Source organism: Alteromonas lipotrueae (assembly GCF_019249255.1).
GTDB classification, from domain to species: domain Bacteria; phylum Pseudomonadota; class Gammaproteobacteria; order Enterobacterales; family Alteromonadaceae; genus Alteromonas; species Alteromonas lipotrueae.
In genome coordinates this window covers 1-16,430 of record NZ_JAESDJ010000002.1, presented here as the reverse complement: position 1 = coordinate 16,430, position 16,430 = coordinate 1, and the positions used below count along the sequence as shown (strand labels likewise).

Annotated in this window: 13 protein-coding genes and 1 riboswitch; of the genes, 11 read left to right on the top strand and 2 right to left on the bottom strand. The window is 46.2% G+C overall.

What is annotated here, in order from left to right:
* Positions 1–2 precede the first annotated feature (2 nt).
* The 11 genes from cofE to KYS23_RS03480 all read left to right on the top strand — a co-directional run bounded on the left by cofE (position 3) and on the right by KYS23_RS03480 (position 13,848).
* Positions 3–785, top strand: coding sequence for a coenzyme F420-0:L-glutamate ligase (gene cofE / locus KYS23_RS03530; protein WP_159527942.1), 783 nt, complete (start codon positions 3–5; stop codon positions 783–785).
* On the top strand, positions 782–1,462 hold the full coding sequence (npdG, locus tag KYS23_RS03525) for an NADPH-dependent F420 reductase (protein WP_126872683.1): 681 nt from the start codon (positions 782–784) through the stop codon (positions 1,460–1,462). Before cofE ends, npdG begins: the two co-directional genes overlap by 4 nt.
* Before the next feature lie 130 nt (positions 1,463–1,592).
* On the top strand, positions 1,593–2,594 hold the full coding sequence (locus KYS23_RS03520; RefSeq protein WP_013786089.1) for a TIGR03842 family LLM class F420-dependent oxidoreductase: 1,002 nt from the start codon (positions 1,593–1,595) through the stop codon (positions 2,592–2,594).
* Positions 2,595–2,994: 400 nt separating this feature from the next.
* Positions 2,995–5,310: a TonB-dependent receptor gene (locus KYS23_RS03515; protein WP_218418057.1), complete on the top strand. Its 2,316-nt coding sequence runs from the start codon at positions 2,995–2,997 to the stop codon at positions 5,308–5,310.
* A 250-nt stretch (positions 5,311–5,560) separates the two neighbouring features.
* Positions 5,561–5,674, top strand: a riboswitch (TPP riboswitch).
* Between the two features lie 157 nt (positions 5,675–5,831).
* Complete coding sequence (gene thiC, locus KYS23_RS03510; RefSeq protein ID WP_246604288.1) at positions 5,832–7,769, top strand: phosphomethylpyrimidine synthase ThiC; 1,938 nt, start codon at positions 5,832–5,834, stop codon at positions 7,767–7,769.
* Positions 7,766–9,391 carry a thiamine phosphate synthase gene (thiE, locus tag KYS23_RS03505; RefSeq protein ID WP_338081826.1) on the top strand — a complete coding sequence of 542 codons (1,626 nt, stop codon included), beginning with the start codon at positions 7,766–7,768 and terminating at the stop codon, positions 9,389–9,391. Before thiC ends, thiE begins: the two co-directional genes overlap by 4 nt.
* A complete protein-coding gene (locus KYS23_RS03500) occupies positions 9,384–10,148 on the top strand; it encodes a HesA/MoeB/ThiF family protein (protein ID WP_218418056.1) in 765 nt (254 codons plus the stop codon). The genes thiE and KYS23_RS03500 overlap by 8 nt, the downstream gene beginning before the upstream one ends.
* The gene (gene thiS / locus KYS23_RS03495) at positions 10,130–10,345 is read left to right on the top strand and encodes a sulfur carrier protein ThiS (protein ID WP_338081825.1); all 216 of its coding nucleotides are present in this window, start codon (positions 10,130–10,132) and stop codon (positions 10,343–10,345) included. The genes KYS23_RS03500 and thiS overlap by 19 nt, the downstream gene beginning before the upstream one ends.
* Positions 10,346–11,113 carry a thiazole synthase gene (locus KYS23_RS03490; RefSeq protein WP_159527936.1) on the top strand — a complete coding sequence of 256 codons (768 nt, stop codon included), beginning with the start codon at positions 10,346–10,348 and terminating at the stop codon, positions 11,111–11,113.
* Between the two features lie 7 nt (positions 11,114–11,120).
* Positions 11,121–12,245 carry a 2-iminoacetate synthase ThiH gene (thiH, locus tag KYS23_RS03485; protein WP_218418054.1) on the top strand — a complete coding sequence of 375 codons (1,125 nt, stop codon included), beginning with the start codon at positions 11,121–11,123 and terminating at the stop codon, positions 12,243–12,245.
* Between the two features lie 376 nt (positions 12,246–12,621).
* On the top strand, positions 12,622–13,848 hold the full coding sequence (locus KYS23_RS03480; protein WP_218418053.1) for a threonine/serine exporter family protein: 1,227 nt from the start codon (positions 12,622–12,624) through the stop codon (positions 13,846–13,848).
* A gap of 104 nt (positions 13,849–13,952) precedes the next feature.
* Here the strand turns inward: KYS23_RS03480 and KYS23_RS03475 are convergent, their stop codons facing one another.
* Positions 13,953–14,927: a DUF697 domain-containing protein gene (locus KYS23_RS03475; RefSeq protein ID WP_218418052.1), complete on the bottom strand. Its 975-nt coding sequence runs from the start codon at positions 14,925–14,927 to the stop codon at positions 13,953–13,955.
* Positions 14,920–16,314, bottom strand: coding sequence for a YcjX family protein (locus KYS23_RS03470; RefSeq protein ID WP_218418051.1), 1,395 nt, complete (start codon positions 16,312–16,314; stop codon positions 14,920–14,922). The genes KYS23_RS03475 and KYS23_RS03470 overlap by 8 nt, the downstream gene beginning before the upstream one ends.
* Positions 16,315–16,430: the final 116 nt, after the last annotated feature.

Genomic DNA, 16,430 nt, shown 5'->3' with positions numbered 1-16,430 from the left:
GTATGCAAGCACTTACCATCAACACTATTGAAGGCTTACCGGATATCCGCGAAGGCGACAATCTTGTGGGCTTGATAATTGAGAAGCTTACCGCACAGCGACAGGTTTTATGTGAAGGCGATGTATTGGTTATTGCCCAGAAAATCATATCGAAGGCCGAAGGCGCGGTTTGCCATGTTGACGATATTACCCCAACGCAAGAGGCCATAGACGTGGCTGAAAAGGTGAATAAAGACCCTCGCAAAGTTACGGTTATTTTATCTGAATCTACCCGCTTAGTAAAAGTGCATAAACACCCTGGCGCTAACGAAGGCATTATTCTTACCGAACATCGTTTAGGTCATATTAGTGCTAACGCAGCGGTTGATGAGTCGAACACCGATAACCCAGGCGAGTTAATTTTACTCCCCAAAGATCCCGACGCTAGTGCGCGAGAAATTGCTGAAAGTCTATGCAAATACTATGGCGCACCAGCCCACAGTATTGGCGTGGTGATAAGTGATACCTTTGGCCGCCCTTGGCGATTAGGCCAAACCAATGTGGCCATTGGCGTAGCGAATGTGCCCGCATTAAACCCACTTTATGGTGAATGTGATGCTTGGGGTCGCCCCCTAAAGGTTACAGCGCCTGCCCTTGCCGATGAACTTGCCGCAGCCTCTGGCTTGCTGATGAGCAAACAAGGTAAGTGCCCCGTTATTTTATTCAAAGGGCTTGAATGGGAAAGTAACCCAGACAGTAAAGCCTCAGACCTGTTAAGACCAACCCAAGAGGATTTATTTGCATGAAGATTGCTATTTTAGGCGGCACTGGCCCGCAAGGTTCGGGGCTAGCGAAACGCTTCGCCCTAGCGGGAATAGACGTCGTTATTGGTTCACGAGATGGTGAACGGGCGGCAGAAAAAGCCCAAGCATTACAAGAATCTATTGCAGCGGCAAGTACAGCCACTACGGGTACCATCAGTGGCACAGATACTATTGCAGCCACATCGGCAGCGGATGAATTCGTTATTATTTCAGTTCCTTGGGCTGCGCATCACGCGACCTTAGATGCAATCCGTCCATTGCTTCGCGACAAAATCGTTATCGATATTGTTGTACCGCTGGCAGAGAACAACCCCAAAGCGGTTGCCATGCCGCCAGAAGGCTCTGCCACAGAATCTGCCCAAGCATTGTTAGGCGATGACTATGCCGTGGTAGGCGCGCTACATAATGTATCTGCTGTCACCCTCAATAACCTTGAGCAAAGCATTAACTGCGACATTTTGGTATGCGGTAATCAGCTTGAAGCCAAAAATAAAGTCATAGCATTGCTAGATAACTTAGGTGTTCAAAGTTACAACGCTGGCCTAGCAGAAAGTGCCCGCTGTATTGAAGCCATCACCCCCATTTTGATTCGCTTAAACATATCCAAAGCAGTGCCATTTAGCCATGCAGGTATTCGTATCTGCCCACCCGATCATTAAAACGGCTACGTAAAAAACAAGCTAAGCAGCTAGTGATTAGCTACTAAGTATTAGCTGCCAAATAAATTTAGCAAAGAAAATTAAGTAAAGACACGCATTAAACAAAATAGAAAAAGCAGAGGAAGAACACATGGAATTTGGTATTACATTTAAAGGCTTTGTTAGCCCAGATCGTGCCCGGAAATTAGTAAAAATGGCCGAAGAAGCCGGTTTCGATTATTGCTGGTTTTACGATTCACACATTCTTTGGCGCGAGTCTTTCGTGGCAATGGCTATGTGTATGGAGCACACCACCAAAATGCGCTTTGGCCCTTGTGTGACCAACCCTAACGTACGTGATTGGTCGGTAGCGGCAAGCTTGTACGCCAGCTTGGCGTTGCAAAGTAATGGCCGTTTCGACATTGGTTTAGGGCGTGGCGATTCTTCCATGCGCGTAATGGGTAAAAAGCCTGCTAACTTAGCCCGCTTAACCGAATTTACTCACAAAGTGAAAGCTATGGTGCGCGGTGAAGAGGTGATGTACGGCGAATGCGAAAAGCCGGTTAAATTCCCTTGGGCTACAGGCTATGAACTGCCAGTTTGGGTGGGCGCTTATGGCCCGAAAGCCCTAGCTGTAGCTGGCGAGCATGGCGATGGTGTTATTCTTCAAATCGGCGACCCAGATTTAGTGCAATGGTTTGGCCAACAGTGCCAAGATGCAGGCAACAAAGTAGAACGCGACATGAGCGACTTCAAAGTTCAAGCTGCTGCACCTGCTTACTTTGGTGACATGGAAACCTGTATTGAAAAAACCAAATGGTTCCCTGCCATGGTAGGTAATCACGTGGCTGATATTGTAGAAAAATACGGTACAGATTCAGGCTTAGTACCAAAAAGCTTAACCGATTATATAGAACAACGTCGTGGCTACGATTATTCAAAACATGGTCAAAGCGATAACCCTTACCTAGACTTTATTACCGACGACATCGTAAAAAGCTTCTGTGTATTAGGTGAAGCTGAAGATCACATTACTAAAATTCAGGCGCTTAAAAATGCCGGAACCACGCAATTTAATATCTATTTAGACAACGGTGATGAAGAAAATATTATCACCCGTTACGGCAAAGAAGTTATCCCTGCCTTCCGCTAAATTTGATGACTAGCCAAGGGCGAGTTTCACGTAAATTATTGTCATTTAATTTGCGCGAAACTCTGTCCTACGCTATCGCGTTTCCTTATACCCATATCAATAAACCCTTTACCCTAAATCAGTTTCAACTCCCCAAAAATCAAGCTTTACCTATATATATTAGAAACTTAACCACTAACCAGCCAATTTCACCAACATCATCACATTGTTAATATATTGTAAACTTAGGAAAGTAAGTGCCACTTAGTTTCATAAACATGAAACATGACTTCGACACATGAATATTTACCCCTTGGTAAAACCCCTTTAGTTTCGTTAGAACAAAAGTTAATCAAATAAAAAACAAAAAAATACTTCTATGTAGTTTGTAGATGTAACAACAACAAGAAGGGAACACATCATGAAATCGAAACAAACGCTGTGCGCTTTAGCAATAGGATTAGCACTTCAATCTTCATACACTGCAGCAGCAGATTCGGTGGTACTTGAAAAAATTACGGTTACTTCGCAAAAGCGTGAGCAATACATAAACGACGTAAGTATTGCGGTAACGGCATTTAGTGGCGAGCAGATGGAGTCACTAGGTTTTGAAAGCAGCACTGATCTTATTGCATTTACGCCGGGTGTATCCCTAGCCGGTGATATTGGTGGTCAACGTGCCATCTTTAACATTCGTGGTGTTGTACAAAACGATTACGCCGATATTGCTGAAGCTCCTGTTGCGGTATACGTAGATGGCGGGTACTTAGCCAGTACACAAGCGCAAACATTCGGTTTATTCGATATAGCCCGTGTTGAAATATTAAAAGGCCCACAGGGCACCCTTTTTGGCCGTAACGCCACTGGCGGTATGGTAAATACCATTACAGCGAAGCCTACCGAAGAAGTGGAAGGTTACGCTGAACTCACCTTCGCTAGCTTCGAACAAAAACGCTTTGAAGGGGCGGTATCTGGCGCATTAAGCGATAAAGTATCGGGCCGTATCTCTGTGATGGCGAACCATATGGGCAACATCCTTGAGAACGTGTACGAAGATGAAGCGGCCCCCGACACCCGCGCCGGAAGTATTGGCGGCGGCGAAGACGGTTATAACGACGATACCAAAGCATTTCGTGCACAGTTAAACTTCGACTTAAGCGCTAATTCTAACCTTTTGGTTAGTGCAAATTGGGCAGATACCACCAAAAGTGAAGGCCCTTATCAGGTAGTTAATACCACAGAAGTTAAAGACGCTGCTGGTAATGTTATTGATGTTATATACGCCGCTGACGATCCACTAGGCTGTGACACCATTCAAGCTGGCGCTTGTGTAGACGGTAACTTTAACGGCGATCCGTTGCGCCCAGTTCAAGGCGGCGATTTTAACGGTAATATCGACCCTGATGGTAGCGGTGAGAAAGTAAATAAAGACTTCGCCTTTGAAGATCAAAACAAAATTAAGTCACGCGGCCTAGCGGCAACTTATGAATATGATTTTGACGACTTCACCTTTACCTCGGTGACCGACTGGAAAAACTTTACCCGTGTTATCGGCCTAGATTCAGATCAAACCGCCTCACCAGAATTGATTTTCCAATCAGACGGCGACATTACCCAGTTCAGTGAAGAGTTGCGCGTAAGCGGCAATACCATGAATAGCAAATGGGTAGCGGGCTTTTATTACTTAAGCATTGAAACTGACTACTTGCAAGGCCTAGCCGCAAGCCCAACGGGCGGTTATTTAGCCGGTGAAGAGCAAAATACGTTAGCCACTATCGATACCGACTCCTACTCTGTATTCGGGCAAATTGACTACGATTTAACCGACGAACTCGTGCTGGTATCGGGTTTACGTTTAGTACGTGAAAATAAGTCGATGGACGGCCAATTGCGTCAAAACGCGAACTTGGTAGACCGTGATATTGAAGTAGATTACGGCATTGATCCATTGGTAGATGTAGCCATGGATAATGATGAAACCATGTGGTCTGCAAAGCTACAGTTAGATTATAAACCAAACTCAGATACGCTTTTATATGCTGGTATTAACCGAGGCGTAAAAGCAGGCAACTTCAACGCGCCTTTAGGCGGTAGTTTTAGCACCTACGACGCCGAAGTACTTCTTGCCTATGAAGCGGGCGCAAAGCTAACCTTAATGGACGGTAAAGCACAGTTAAACAGTAGTATTTTCTACTATGATTACTCTGATTATCAGTCGTTTTCGTGGGTAAATAATGCTGGCGTAGTGTTCAACGAAGATGCGCAATTTACTGGTGCTGAAGTTGAGCTACTATTAAACCCTATTGATGCACTAGACATCATGTTCGGCGTGTCTTACACCGATGCTGTGGTAGAAGATTTAGAAGTAGCTTCAGGCGTATTTGTAGACACCACGCCCCCTTACACACCTGAGTGGCAATCATCAGGTTTAGTACGCTACACATGGGATATAGACAGCGGCAGTGTTGCAACGCTTATTAGTGGCTCGTACCAGTCAGAGTCTTTCCATAATGCCCGTAACTTTACTGCGCATACCATTGAAAGTCACTTTAAAGCCGATGCACGCATTACCTGGACTGACAAAGAAGATTTATGGAGTGTAGCCGCTTACGTAGATAACCTTACTGATTCAGACCACGAATTAATTGGTTTCGACGTATCAGGCTTCTACGGTACTTCGCAAATCTCTTACGCAAAACCACGCACTTACGGCATAACGGTAAGACGTAATTTCTAATTAGTAAAAGGCTAGCTGCGGTTAAAGATACAGCACAGCTCAACAAACATCCTGTAAGTAAAAACCCCGTTTAGGGGTTTTTTTATCTTTAATTCACATGAATTTAATTTAATCACACTTAGCCACTCCCGCAGCATGGATGCTGTAGAGAGGCCCCATGGATGGGTTCACGCCGTGTTTCTAAGGTGAGTTCGCTTTCGTGCCCCCTCAGGGCTTGTAATTTTATTTTCTTTCGCTTTATACTGATTACAGTTACTTGTCGGAGTGCTCAACTGAATTAACCCAGTGAGCTGAGACCGCGAAAGCGGGATCCGTTGAACCTGATCAGGCTAATACCTGCGAAGGGAACAAGAAAGTACAAAGTGGTAAGTTGTAAATGGTAAAAGTTAAGCCTTGTTGTATGGCATGACTTTATCCTTCGGGATTTTGCCTGCAATACCGGTCATGCTTCTGCGCACTTTGTATTCTCTCCTCCACTCCTGACAAGCATTTTATAACCTAAACTAACAGGCGAAAATGCTATGTCGACTCGACGTGAACAGCGCCAACAGGCGCAAGACTTTATTAATCAATTGGCCGGTGAGGCCTACCCTAATTCTACCCGTCACTACGAAAAAGGCAGCCGCGACGATATTAACGTTGCCATGCGACTGATTCACCAACACGACAGCTTAATTGGCGGCACCGAAGAAAACCCTATATTTGAAAGTAACCCACCCATTGGGGTTTACGATACTTCCGGTCCTTACGGCGACCCAGACGTTACCATTAACGTGCAAAAAGGGTTGGCGCCGCTACGAGAAAACTGGATTAAAGCCCGCGAAAACACATACCAGCTTGAAGGGGTATCGTCGCACTTCGCGAAGCAACGTGAGCAAGATATTGTCACTGAAGATTTTCGTTTCACGCGCACGCTGAAACCACGCAAAGCTCTAGATGGCAAAAATGTGACCCAGCTGCATTACGCTCGCCAAGGTATAATAACGCCCGAAATGGAATATATTGCCATTCGCGAAAACATGGGCCGCGACGCACTAAAAGACAGCCCGCTAAGCAATCAACACAAAGGCGAGCACTTCGGGGCCAACCTGCCTTCAAACATTACTCCTGAGTTTGTTCGCCAAGAAGTGGCAGCTGGTCGCGCGATTATTCCCGCGAACATAAACCACCCTGAACTAGAACCTATGATCATTGGCCGCAATTTTTTGGTCAAAATTAACGCCAACATTGGTAATTCAGCGGTCACCTCGTCTATTGAAGAGGAAGTAGAAAAGCTAGTGTGGTCTACGCGTTGGGGCGCCGATACGCTTATGGATTTATCCACCGGCCGCAACATTCACGAAACCCGCGAATGGCTGCTTCGAAACAGCCCTATTCCGTTAGGCACCGTTCCCATTTATCAGGCGCTTGAGAAAGTAAACGGCGTAGCCGAAGACCTTACGTGGGAGCTATTTAAAGACACCCTTATTGAACAAGCCGAACAAGGGGTAGACTACTTCACCATTCACGCAGGCGTATTGCTTGAATACGTACCGCTTACCGCAAACCGGGTAACGGGTATTGTGTCCCGCGGTGGCTCGATTATGGCCAAGTGGTGCTTAAGCCATCACAAGCAAAGCTTTTTGTATGAACGATTCCGCGATATTTGTGAAATTTGCGCCGCCTACGATGTGTCGCTTTCTTTAGGTGATGGATTACGCCCAGGCAGTGTGGCCGATGCAAATGATGAAGCCCAGTTCTCTGAACTTCGCACCTTAGGTGAGCTGACTAAAATAGCTTGGGAATACGATGTTCAGGTTATGATTGAAGGCCCAGGGCATGTGCCAATGCACATGATCAAAGCCAATATGGAAGAGCAGTTAACCCATTGCCATGAAGCGCCTTTTTACACATTAGGCCCCCTAACTACTGATATCGCGCCAGGTTATGACCACTTCACGTCTGGAATTGGTGCCGCTATGATAGGTTGGTACGGCTGCGCCATGCTTTGTTATGTTACCCCTAAAGAGCATTTGGGTTTGCCCAACAAAGAAGATGTTAAGCAGGGGCTAATTACCTACAAAATTGCGGCACATGCTGCCGACTTAGCCAAAGGCCACCCCGGTGCGCAAATTCGCGATAACGCCATGTCGAAAGCCCGTTTTGAGTTTCGTTGGGAAGACCAGTTCAACCTCGCATTAGACCCCCATACCGCCCGCGCTTATCACGATGAAACCCTGCCCAAGGCCTCGGGTAAAGTGGCACATTTTTGTTCTATGTGCGGCCCCAAGTTTTGTTCTATGAAAATTTCTCAAGAAGTGCGAGATGTAGCCAAAGCTAATCAGAAAGCTGCTCAACAAGACAATGCTCGTCAAGAAAAAGCACTGCAAGAAAAAGGCATGCAAGACATGGCTACCGCCTTTAATAACTCTGGAGCTGTGCTATATCACGGTGCCGATACCAAGGTGCAGCTGCCGTGATAGAAACAAAAAGAGGCTTATTTAAAGCAACACAAGCCATGAGCGAGGAACCCGTTGTATGGGCAATTGGTGGCATAGATACAAGTGGAGGCGCGGGTATAACCCGCGACGCCATTACCCTTGCTGATATAAATGTGCATGCATGCGTATTAACCACCCAGGTCGCAAACCAATCACATTCGATAATGCGAAGCGCATCCGCGCTAAGTATCGATACACTCAATGAACAATGGCAAGCACTCGAAAGCGACCTTCCACCTAGGGCAATAAAGATTGGCGCTATTGCAAACTCTGCTCAAGCCCTATTTTTGTGTGAGCATGTAGTAAAAATAAAACAGTATAAAACCTCTAACTGTTTTGTCGTTTGGGATCCTGTATTGGTAAGTTCGTCAGGAGGCGTTTTAGGTGAACTCAGCCAACATAGTATTGATACGCTTATTGCGACTGTGGATGTTGTTACCCCTAACGTGAAAGAGTTAGCACAGTTAACCGGCTGGCCTGTGCACTGTGAAAAGTCTCTATTAGCCGCGGCACAAGCGCTTATTGCCCGTGGGGCTCAAGCTGTTTACGTTAAAGGCGGCCACGCCCACTGGCAAAGTACAGCAATTGATACTTTCGTGTCAGCGCAGGCGATTCGAATTTTCCAACAACCCCGAGACAACATGGGTAACCTTAGAGGCACAGGTTGCATGTTTTCCAGTGCATTAGCCGGTTTTGTGGCAAGTGATTATGATATTCAAGATGCGCTAACCCTTGCTAATGCATACCTGCATAAAGTGCGTAACGCGTCGGTATTTTCAAGCAGTTCTGTCTGTTCTGCCGACCAAATTCATTGCGCAGGTTTAGTTGGCTTTCCTTTAACGCCGGTACACTATCCTTCTGTCCGCTATGGTGAAAATGACCCTATTTCGTACAAAACCCCGATGCAATTCCCTAAATTAACCAACACGTCACTAGGGATATACCCAGTGGTTAGCGATGTATCGCAATTGGAGGTACTGGTAAAAGCAGGCGCCGTGATTATTCAATTGAGAATAAAATTTGGCACTGAAGATTTCAAGTCGATACAAATAGCGAAGGCTGTAGAGATAGTAAAGAACACACCCTGTCAGTTATTTATTAACGATGACTGGGAATTAGCCATCAAGCATGGTGCCTACGGCGTACATTTGGGGCAAGAAGATCTCGAAACGGCGAATTTACAGGCCATTTCCCGTGCAGGGCTTAGGTTGGGTGTTTCTACCCACGGTTACTGTGAGCTTCAACGCATTAAAAGGCTAAGCCCCTCTTACATTGCACTTGGTCATATCTTTCCCACCACCACAAAAGACATGCCGTCGAAACCACAAGGGCTCGATCGCCTTTCACGTTACGTTCGGCTTTGTGCAGATATTCCTACGGTGGCCATTGGGGGTATTAATTCGTCACGAATTAACACGGTAGCCAGTACTGGCGTGTCGGGTATTGCCGTTGTGCGTGCCGTTACACAAGCAGCGGACCCCGCTGCGGCATTTCACGACTTGTTAAGGCGGATGAATGATGCCGAAGATAATGGCGAAGACATGGTAGACAGAATTACCGAGCCTGGCGCATTAGTTCAACACGGCCTTAGCTATGAATAGTGCACACCTTTCTGCCGATGACATCAGCCGTTACAGTCGCCAGTTGCTGCTTGATGACATTGACGAAGAAGGGCAAGCTCGCCTGAAACAAGCATACGCTGTTGTTATCGGGCTTGGAGGGCTAGGTACCTTAGTTGCGCGTTACTTGGTGGGTGCAGGTATTGGCAAAGTGTTGCTGGTAGATAACGACACTGTTGATAAGAGTAACATCCATCGGCAAGTGCTGTTTAACCAAGAACATATTGGCCAATACAAAACAAAAGCCAGCTATGCCCAGTTGCGCCTAGTAAACCCCCACACCCAGATTGAACTAGCCGAAATTCACGCAAATAGCAGTAACTTACCGTTGCTGATAACCGGTGCCCAGTGCGTGCTGGATTGCAGTGACAACATCACTACCCGAAAAGCCATTAATGCCGCTTGTGTTAACCAGCGCAAAGCACTTTTTATTGCTGCCGCCAGCCAGTACAGCTGGCAAGCGATAAACCTGCAATTGAGTGAAAAAAACAGTGGCTGCTACGCATGCCTACTTGCGCACACAAGGGTACAAGAAGACTGCATCAGTCAAGGTATTTTAGGCCCTGTGGTAGGCATGGCAGCATGCTTTCAAGCCACACAAGCATTGCTGTACATGGCGAATCCGAATACAAATATTACGTGGGGGCAATACCACATTATGAATGTGACCACTGCGCAGTTTCAGTCTTTTTCACTTCCGGCCTTTGAACACTGCGAGGTATGCCAATGTCCTTTATAACTATTTTATTAAATGGTGCACAGATGAGCTGCGCTCCTGACACGTCAGTATTAGCTTTTCTGACTGACCAAGACATAAGCCAAGACGGCACTGCTGTGGCTAAAAACGGCACTATTTTGGCCAAGCCGCTTTGGGATGAAATCCACTTACAAAACAACGATAAGCTTGATGTTTTCACGCTTGTAGCAGGAGGGTAAATGCTTACCTTAGCAAATCAGACATTTTCATCTCGCCTATTAATGGGTACAGGTAAATTCAGCTCGCCAAGCATCATGAAACGCAGCGTGAAAAGTGCCAAAAGCACTATGGTAACGTTAGCCATGAAGCGACTTTCTGCGCATATTGAGCATGATAATTCCTTAGCACTGTTAAGAGAATTAGACGTTACACTATTACCGAACACCTCTGGCGCCAAAAACGCACAGGAAGCCATTTTTGCTGCTGAGTTAGTCTATGAAGTGCTCGGTTCTCCATGGATAAAGTTAGAAATACACCCTGACCAACAGCACCTTTTACCAGACCCTATCGAAACCCTACGTGCCGCCGAAGTATTAGTGAAAAAAGGCTTCAATGTATTGCCGTATTGCCATGCCGACCCTGTGCTTTGTCGGCGGTTGGAAGAAGTGGGATGCGCAGCGGTTATGCCATTAGGCGCCCCTATTGGCACCAATCAAGGGTTACAAACCGCGCCTTTTTTGCGCATTATTATTGAACAAGCGAATGTGCCCGTTATTGTTGATGCGGGTATTGGCAAACCTAGCGAAGCCATGGCGGCCATGGAAATGGGTGCCGATGCCGTGTTGGTGAATACTGCCATTGCTACCGCCATTCATCCTGTTGCCATGGCGAGCGCCTTTTCTAAAGCCGTTGAAATAGGGCGTAAAGCCTACGAAGCGGGCATGCCCGACACACAGCAAGATGCCAAACCTTCCAGCCCCTTAACGCAATTTTTGGTGCAGGAGTAATTTGGTCATGCGTATTGCAAGCACACTCATGTCGCAAGATTTATCGAATATAGCGCTTTCTATTCAAAGTAAAACCAACAAGCACGTAGAGCAAGCGTTAGGTAAAACCAGCCGCAATTTAGATGATTTTATGGCGCTAATATCGCCTGCTGCCACGCCTTATGTAGAGGAGATGGCCGCGCAGTCACAAATGCTAACCCGCGCCCGATTCGGCAATACCATGGGGTTATTTGTACCGCTATATCTTGCCAACTTGTGTGCGAACGAATGTACTTACTGCGGCTTCACCATGAGTAACAAAATAAAGCGTACGGTGCTGAATTTGAGCCAAATAGAAACCGAGATAGACGCTATTACCGATATGGGGTTTTCACAAGTATTGCTGGTAACAGGCGAGCACGAGCAAAAGGTAGGCATGTCTTATTTTAGTGAAGTGCTACCGGCAATCAGGGCTAAAGTGAGCAACGTAATGATGGAAGTGCAACCGTTGCCACAAAAAGACTATGAAACCTTAAAGACCCTAGGGGTGGATGCGGTACTGGTTTACCAAGAAACCTATCATCCTCAAGCGTACGCGCGATACCATACCCGAGGCAAAAAGCAGGATTTCTTATGGCGTTTACAGACCAGCGATCGTATTGGCGCAGCAGGTATCGATAAAATAGGCATTGGTGCCTTATTAGGGTTAGGTGATTGGCGTACCGATAGTGTAATGACAGCCCTGCACGGGCAGCTTGTTCAGCAGCATTACTGGCGAAGTCGGGTGGCTATTTCTTTCCCGCGATTACGACAGTGCGAAGGCAACACCAACAATTCCGCTAATTTATTAACCCAACAATTTCCTAACGAAACGCAGTTACTGCAATTGATTTGTGCTCACCGCTTGTTTAATCCACAAGCTGAACTATCACTCTCAACCCGTGAATCGGCGCGTTTTCGCGATGGTGTGTTACCACTTGGTATAACGTCTATGTCAGCAGGGTCACAAACGCAACCAGGCGGTTATAGTGCGCCTTCAGAAGCGCTTAACCAGTTTGATATAGATGACACCCGCGCCGTAAATTTGGTAGCCGCCGCCATTGAAGCAAAAGGATTAGAGCCGGTATGGAAAGATTGGATGGCTTTTAGTTAGCCATTCAATAAATATCTTTTTTTAGTCACACACTTTCGCCTGTTTCAGTGTACCTCAAGGTTGCACTGTTCAGGGTAACAGCATGCAGTGCGATGCCAAGCGAGGCACTCCCAGAGCTGCTCCTCACAGTAAGCGCCCTTCTGGTGGTCGACCTCCTGGTGACGCATCTTAGTAGAAAAAGTGCATTAGATTTTCTAACGTAAAAATTTAATAAATGTTTTTTGCGTTATGGCCATTTTGGCTCTACAATCCGCGCAAATTTTAGCCAAACTATTTGTACCACTAAATACCTGTTTGGCTTTCTTCTCAGCCGTTGTTAACGGCGAATGCAATCTTAGCTTTTTTAAAACATAGCCGCCTAAAGTAGGACAAGTCGTTGGACACTGTAGAATTTATTCAAATTCGGAGATTTATTGTAAAGCTTGGCAAAATGCTGCATAAATACGGCACGCCTGCTTTCCGACTAGAAGCTTACTTATTAGAAGTTGCCAGCTACTTAGGCGTGCACGCTTCATTTATCTCCACGCCCACTTCATTAACTTTTGTTATTTGGAGTGACAGACATGAAGACGAATACAACCATGCCTCACGCCTACTTCCAGGCGACTTAGACATGAACGCGTTATCGCTTACCGACGAGCTTGCAGGCTCATTACTAAACGGTGAGCTTACCCTAGCAGCAGCCGATAAACGCCTTGATGAAATTGATGCTATGGGTAGCCCGTATGGTAAGTGGCTAACTGGCGGCGCGTTCGGTATGGCTACCAGCGCATTTGCTATGCTAATGGGTGCGAGTTGGGCTGAAATCGGTTGGTCGGGTTTGTTAGGCTTGCTTGCCTACGTGTGGACATTATGGTCGCAGCGTTCTAAGCGGGTTAATTTAATGCTAGAACCGGCTACCGCTTTCATTGCTGCCCTACTCGCGTGTGCTATTGGTACTTACATCGACCCAGGGATTAACATTCCTCTTATTGTACTTTCCTCGGTGATCGTATTTGTTCCCGGGCTTGCACTTACCATGGGGCTAGCCGAGCTTTCGTCCCGCAATATGGTATCGGGCACGGCCCGCACCATGGACGCTGTAATGCAGTTGTTTAAGCTTTATTTCGGTGCTTTTTTAGGAGTATCAGCAGGCTTTAGTTTATTTGGCGAGAACGTATACCAACCGGCTGAGTCTTTGCCTTATTGGGCGACGTGGTTATCGGTGTTTTTGTTATGTTTAGCGCTAGTGGCAATTTTTCGCACCCGGGTGAAACATATTCCATGGGCCATGGCGGCGGCCTTTATTGCCTACAGTGCCACGGCGTGGAGTGCTGATTACATGAGCCCAGGGTTAGGCGCATTCGTGGGTGCCTTCGCCCTAGGACTTTTTGCCAATGCTTTCACCCGCATTGCAAATCAGCCTGCTACCATTGTGGCTATGCATGGGCTAATTGTATTGGTGCCGGGATCTAAAACTTATATTGGGTTGAACTCGTTTATTTCGGGGCAAGACTTTGTACAAGCCGATCACTTAGGCCAAGAAGTGTTCTTGATCTTTATGTCGCTAGTAGCAGGGCTTATTTTTGCCAACGTTGTGATGCCAACTAAAAAAGCCCTTTAGCTTATGGTAGCTGAGCACGACTGATCGAATTTTCGCTTCGTGTCCATACTCTTAAAATGATCATATAAAAATAACAGCGTTATAAATAACGCTGTTATTTACTTTTATTTCAATAGCTTCATTAACGCCTTTCCTAAACGCACATTTAGCGCTCCCGCAGCGACGGCTTCAGCGGAGTTTTCCATAAATTTTGCACTTAACGAGCCACCAATTTGATTGGCGACTTCGTCAGTAGCCAAATCGAAAACGCCCTGCGCAGCAATATTTTGTGCTAATACGCCGAGTAGTTTCCAATTGCCTATGGTGCCTGGTCGAAGGCCATAAATTTTGGCCATGCGTCTTATGGTACGAAAGCTTATCCACATCACCGCAAAGGTTTGAATTAAGTTATTCGGGCTAATAAACGCCAGGCTTCCTGCGGTAATCGATTCTTTGTTTAGCACTTTCTGCGCTTTTTGCTGAACCGCGTTTAACACCGTATCGTGATACAGCCCAAGTCGCTCTTTGGCAGACATATCATTATGTAACTGGTTTTGGTAAATAGCGAAACAATGCGCAGCATAAGACGATGATGTAAAACGGCTACCATGGCGTTTGAGTACCTTATCAACGGTCTCAATGCTGTCTTCACCCGTTAACGATGCAATAGTTTGCCCATCATCAATGGCCTTATTAATTTGCTTATAACCTCGCCATTCTCGAAAGCTTAAATAACTGAAACAGGCTACAAACCCGCTAAGCATTGCTGCCAAAGCAGTGCTAGCAATAGGATGCTCAGCTACACTTACGGTAAGCGTGGTGTAGGCATCGAAAACGAAGAAGCCAATAATGGAAAGTACACCTAGCCCCAAGGTTAATCCACCAGTAGAAATACGCGCTTTTGCGCTGTCCATTTGCCATTCGTTGGTTTCAGTTTTTGCGGGCATCGCTGTATCGGGTGGCGTAATATCAAGGCGCTGCTGTACCACTTTGGGGCGATAGGCTGGCCCAGCTGCACTTGTTGGTTTCTCGGTATTTTTGTCCATCGAGCGTTGTTCATCCATCGAGTTTTGTTCGTTCATCGCGCTTGGCTTATTCATTGGAAACTCCTTCGGCCAACAAGAACTGGAGTAATCTGTCCAACCCTCTGCCGGATAGTATTCGCGCCATATAATCTTGTGGCACTTGGGTGTTCAATACAGGAAAGTGTGCATCTGCTTCCATGGCTTTAAGAGAAGCAGGTATAGGTTCAAATGCCGCTTCTACGTAGCCATTCTCGGCATCTTGATAACGCAGTGCGTTCGGCGAGCTACCTTCATCAGTCACCTGTATTGCCGATACTAAAAAGTGCTCAAACTGAATGGGTTTATCAACAAAACGGGCTCTGGCCCCTTCGGTAACCTGCTTAAGTAACGATAGCAAGTTTTCACGTTCAGACACCGGTATTAAATCAGCTTTTGTGGCCACAAAAGCCACTCTTCCAATAGCTTCTTTGCGCATAACATTGCGGGCAAACCACCCTGTTTGGCCGTACACAAAGGTGTCGGCCAAATGACTGAGTGTTTCTTTTAACTGATACAAATGCTGGCGGCTGTGATTTAACCCCTCGAATAAATCCACCAAAATAATTTGTTTGTCCGTTTCCCGGAACACAGACTGCTTTAACGGCGTTAACCAGTCTTTTTGAAACGCAGTAAAATGGCTTTCAAATGCTTTGTACCAAGGGTGAGATACATCGCTGGTAATGCTTGATGGTAACGGCGCAAAACCGAGCTGCTGCCAATCAAAATCACTTGAATCTAATAAGAAACTGCCAGGTTGTAGTAGGGATATACCATTTTTTTTCGCTATCACTAAATAGTGTCGATAGGCACTCACAAGGTCATTAATATTATCTTGAGTAGGTGATTGCTCGAAATCAAAGGCATTCACAACGGCCTTCCATTCATTCGCAAAATGCTGCTGGGGGCCGCTGCTTAATTGTGCCCATGCAGAATCAGACCACTGGGCATAAGTTTTACCTAGCATGGGGATATCGGTTATCCACTCCCCTGGGTAGTCGATAAACTCAAAAACAATATCGGTATGGGGTAGCACGTGGCGCTTAATACTGGTGGTTTGTGTTAACCGCACGATAAGTTTAAAGCCATAAGCTTCTTCTGTAGCGGCAGGCCAGCGGCCTTCAGCCAGTGCAGCCATGTTCTCTTCAAGAGGAAAGGGCTTGTAGCCGTCTATAGGTTCAATCCGCATGAACTCAACCTGTGAAGGCGGAAGGTATCGCAACAAAGGCATACAAGCATAACCCTCTTCGCTACGACTTTTCAGCATGGTCATTAAGCTGGTAAACAACATGGATTTGCCACTTCGGCTTAAGCCGGTAATGGTAAACCTATGGGTTTCTTTACTGAAGATATCAGACAGGGTTTCCCCTGATGCAGACGCGGCTGAGCGCACCTTATCAAGTAAAGAAGACAAACTGTTTTGCATGAGCCACCCGTTTCCTTTTAGTTGCACTTAAACATACGTGCTTCTACATAATGTGGTCATTAATTGATGTAAGACAAGCATATTGCACGTTTTGTTACAACTTCCACAATTTCGCC

Coding starts and splice junctions, on each gene's coding strand:
- thiC (WP_246604288.1), top strand. CDS start 5,832: ATGTCGACTCGACGTGAACAGCGCCAACAGGCGCAAGACTTTATTAAT.
- KYS23_RS03470 (WP_218418051.1), bottom strand. CDS start 16,314: ATGCAAAACAGTTTGTCTTCTTTACTTGATAAGGTGCGCTCAGCCGCG.
- KYS23_RS03500 (WP_218418056.1), top strand. CDS start 9,384: ATGAATAGTGCACACCTTTCTGCCGATGACATCAGCCGTTACAGTCGC.
- cofE (WP_159527942.1), top strand. CDS start 3: ATGCAAGCACTTACCATCAACACTATTGAAGGCTTACCGGATATCCGC.
- KYS23_RS03520 (WP_013786089.1), top strand. CDS start 1,593: ATGGAATTTGGTATTACATTTAAAGGCTTTGTTAGCCCAGATCGTGCC.
- KYS23_RS03475 (WP_218418052.1), bottom strand. CDS start 14,927: ATGAATAAGCCAAGCGCGATGAACGAACAAAACTCGATGGATGAACAA.
- npdG (WP_126872683.1), top strand. CDS start 782: ATGAAGATTGCTATTTTAGGCGGCACTGGCCCGCAAGGTTCGGGGCTA.
- thiS (WP_338081825.1), top strand. CDS start 10,130: ATGCCAATGTCCTTTATAACTATTTTATTAAATGGTGCACAGATGAGC.
- KYS23_RS03490 (WP_159527936.1), top strand. CDS start 10,346: ATGCTTACCTTAGCAAATCAGACATTTTCATCTCGCCTATTAATGGGT.
- KYS23_RS03515 (WP_218418057.1), top strand. CDS start 2,995: ATGAAATCGAAACAAACGCTGTGCGCTTTAGCAATAGGATTAGCACTT.
- thiH (WP_218418054.1), top strand. CDS start 11,121: ATGCGTATTGCAAGCACACTCATGTCGCAAGATTTATCGAATATAGCG.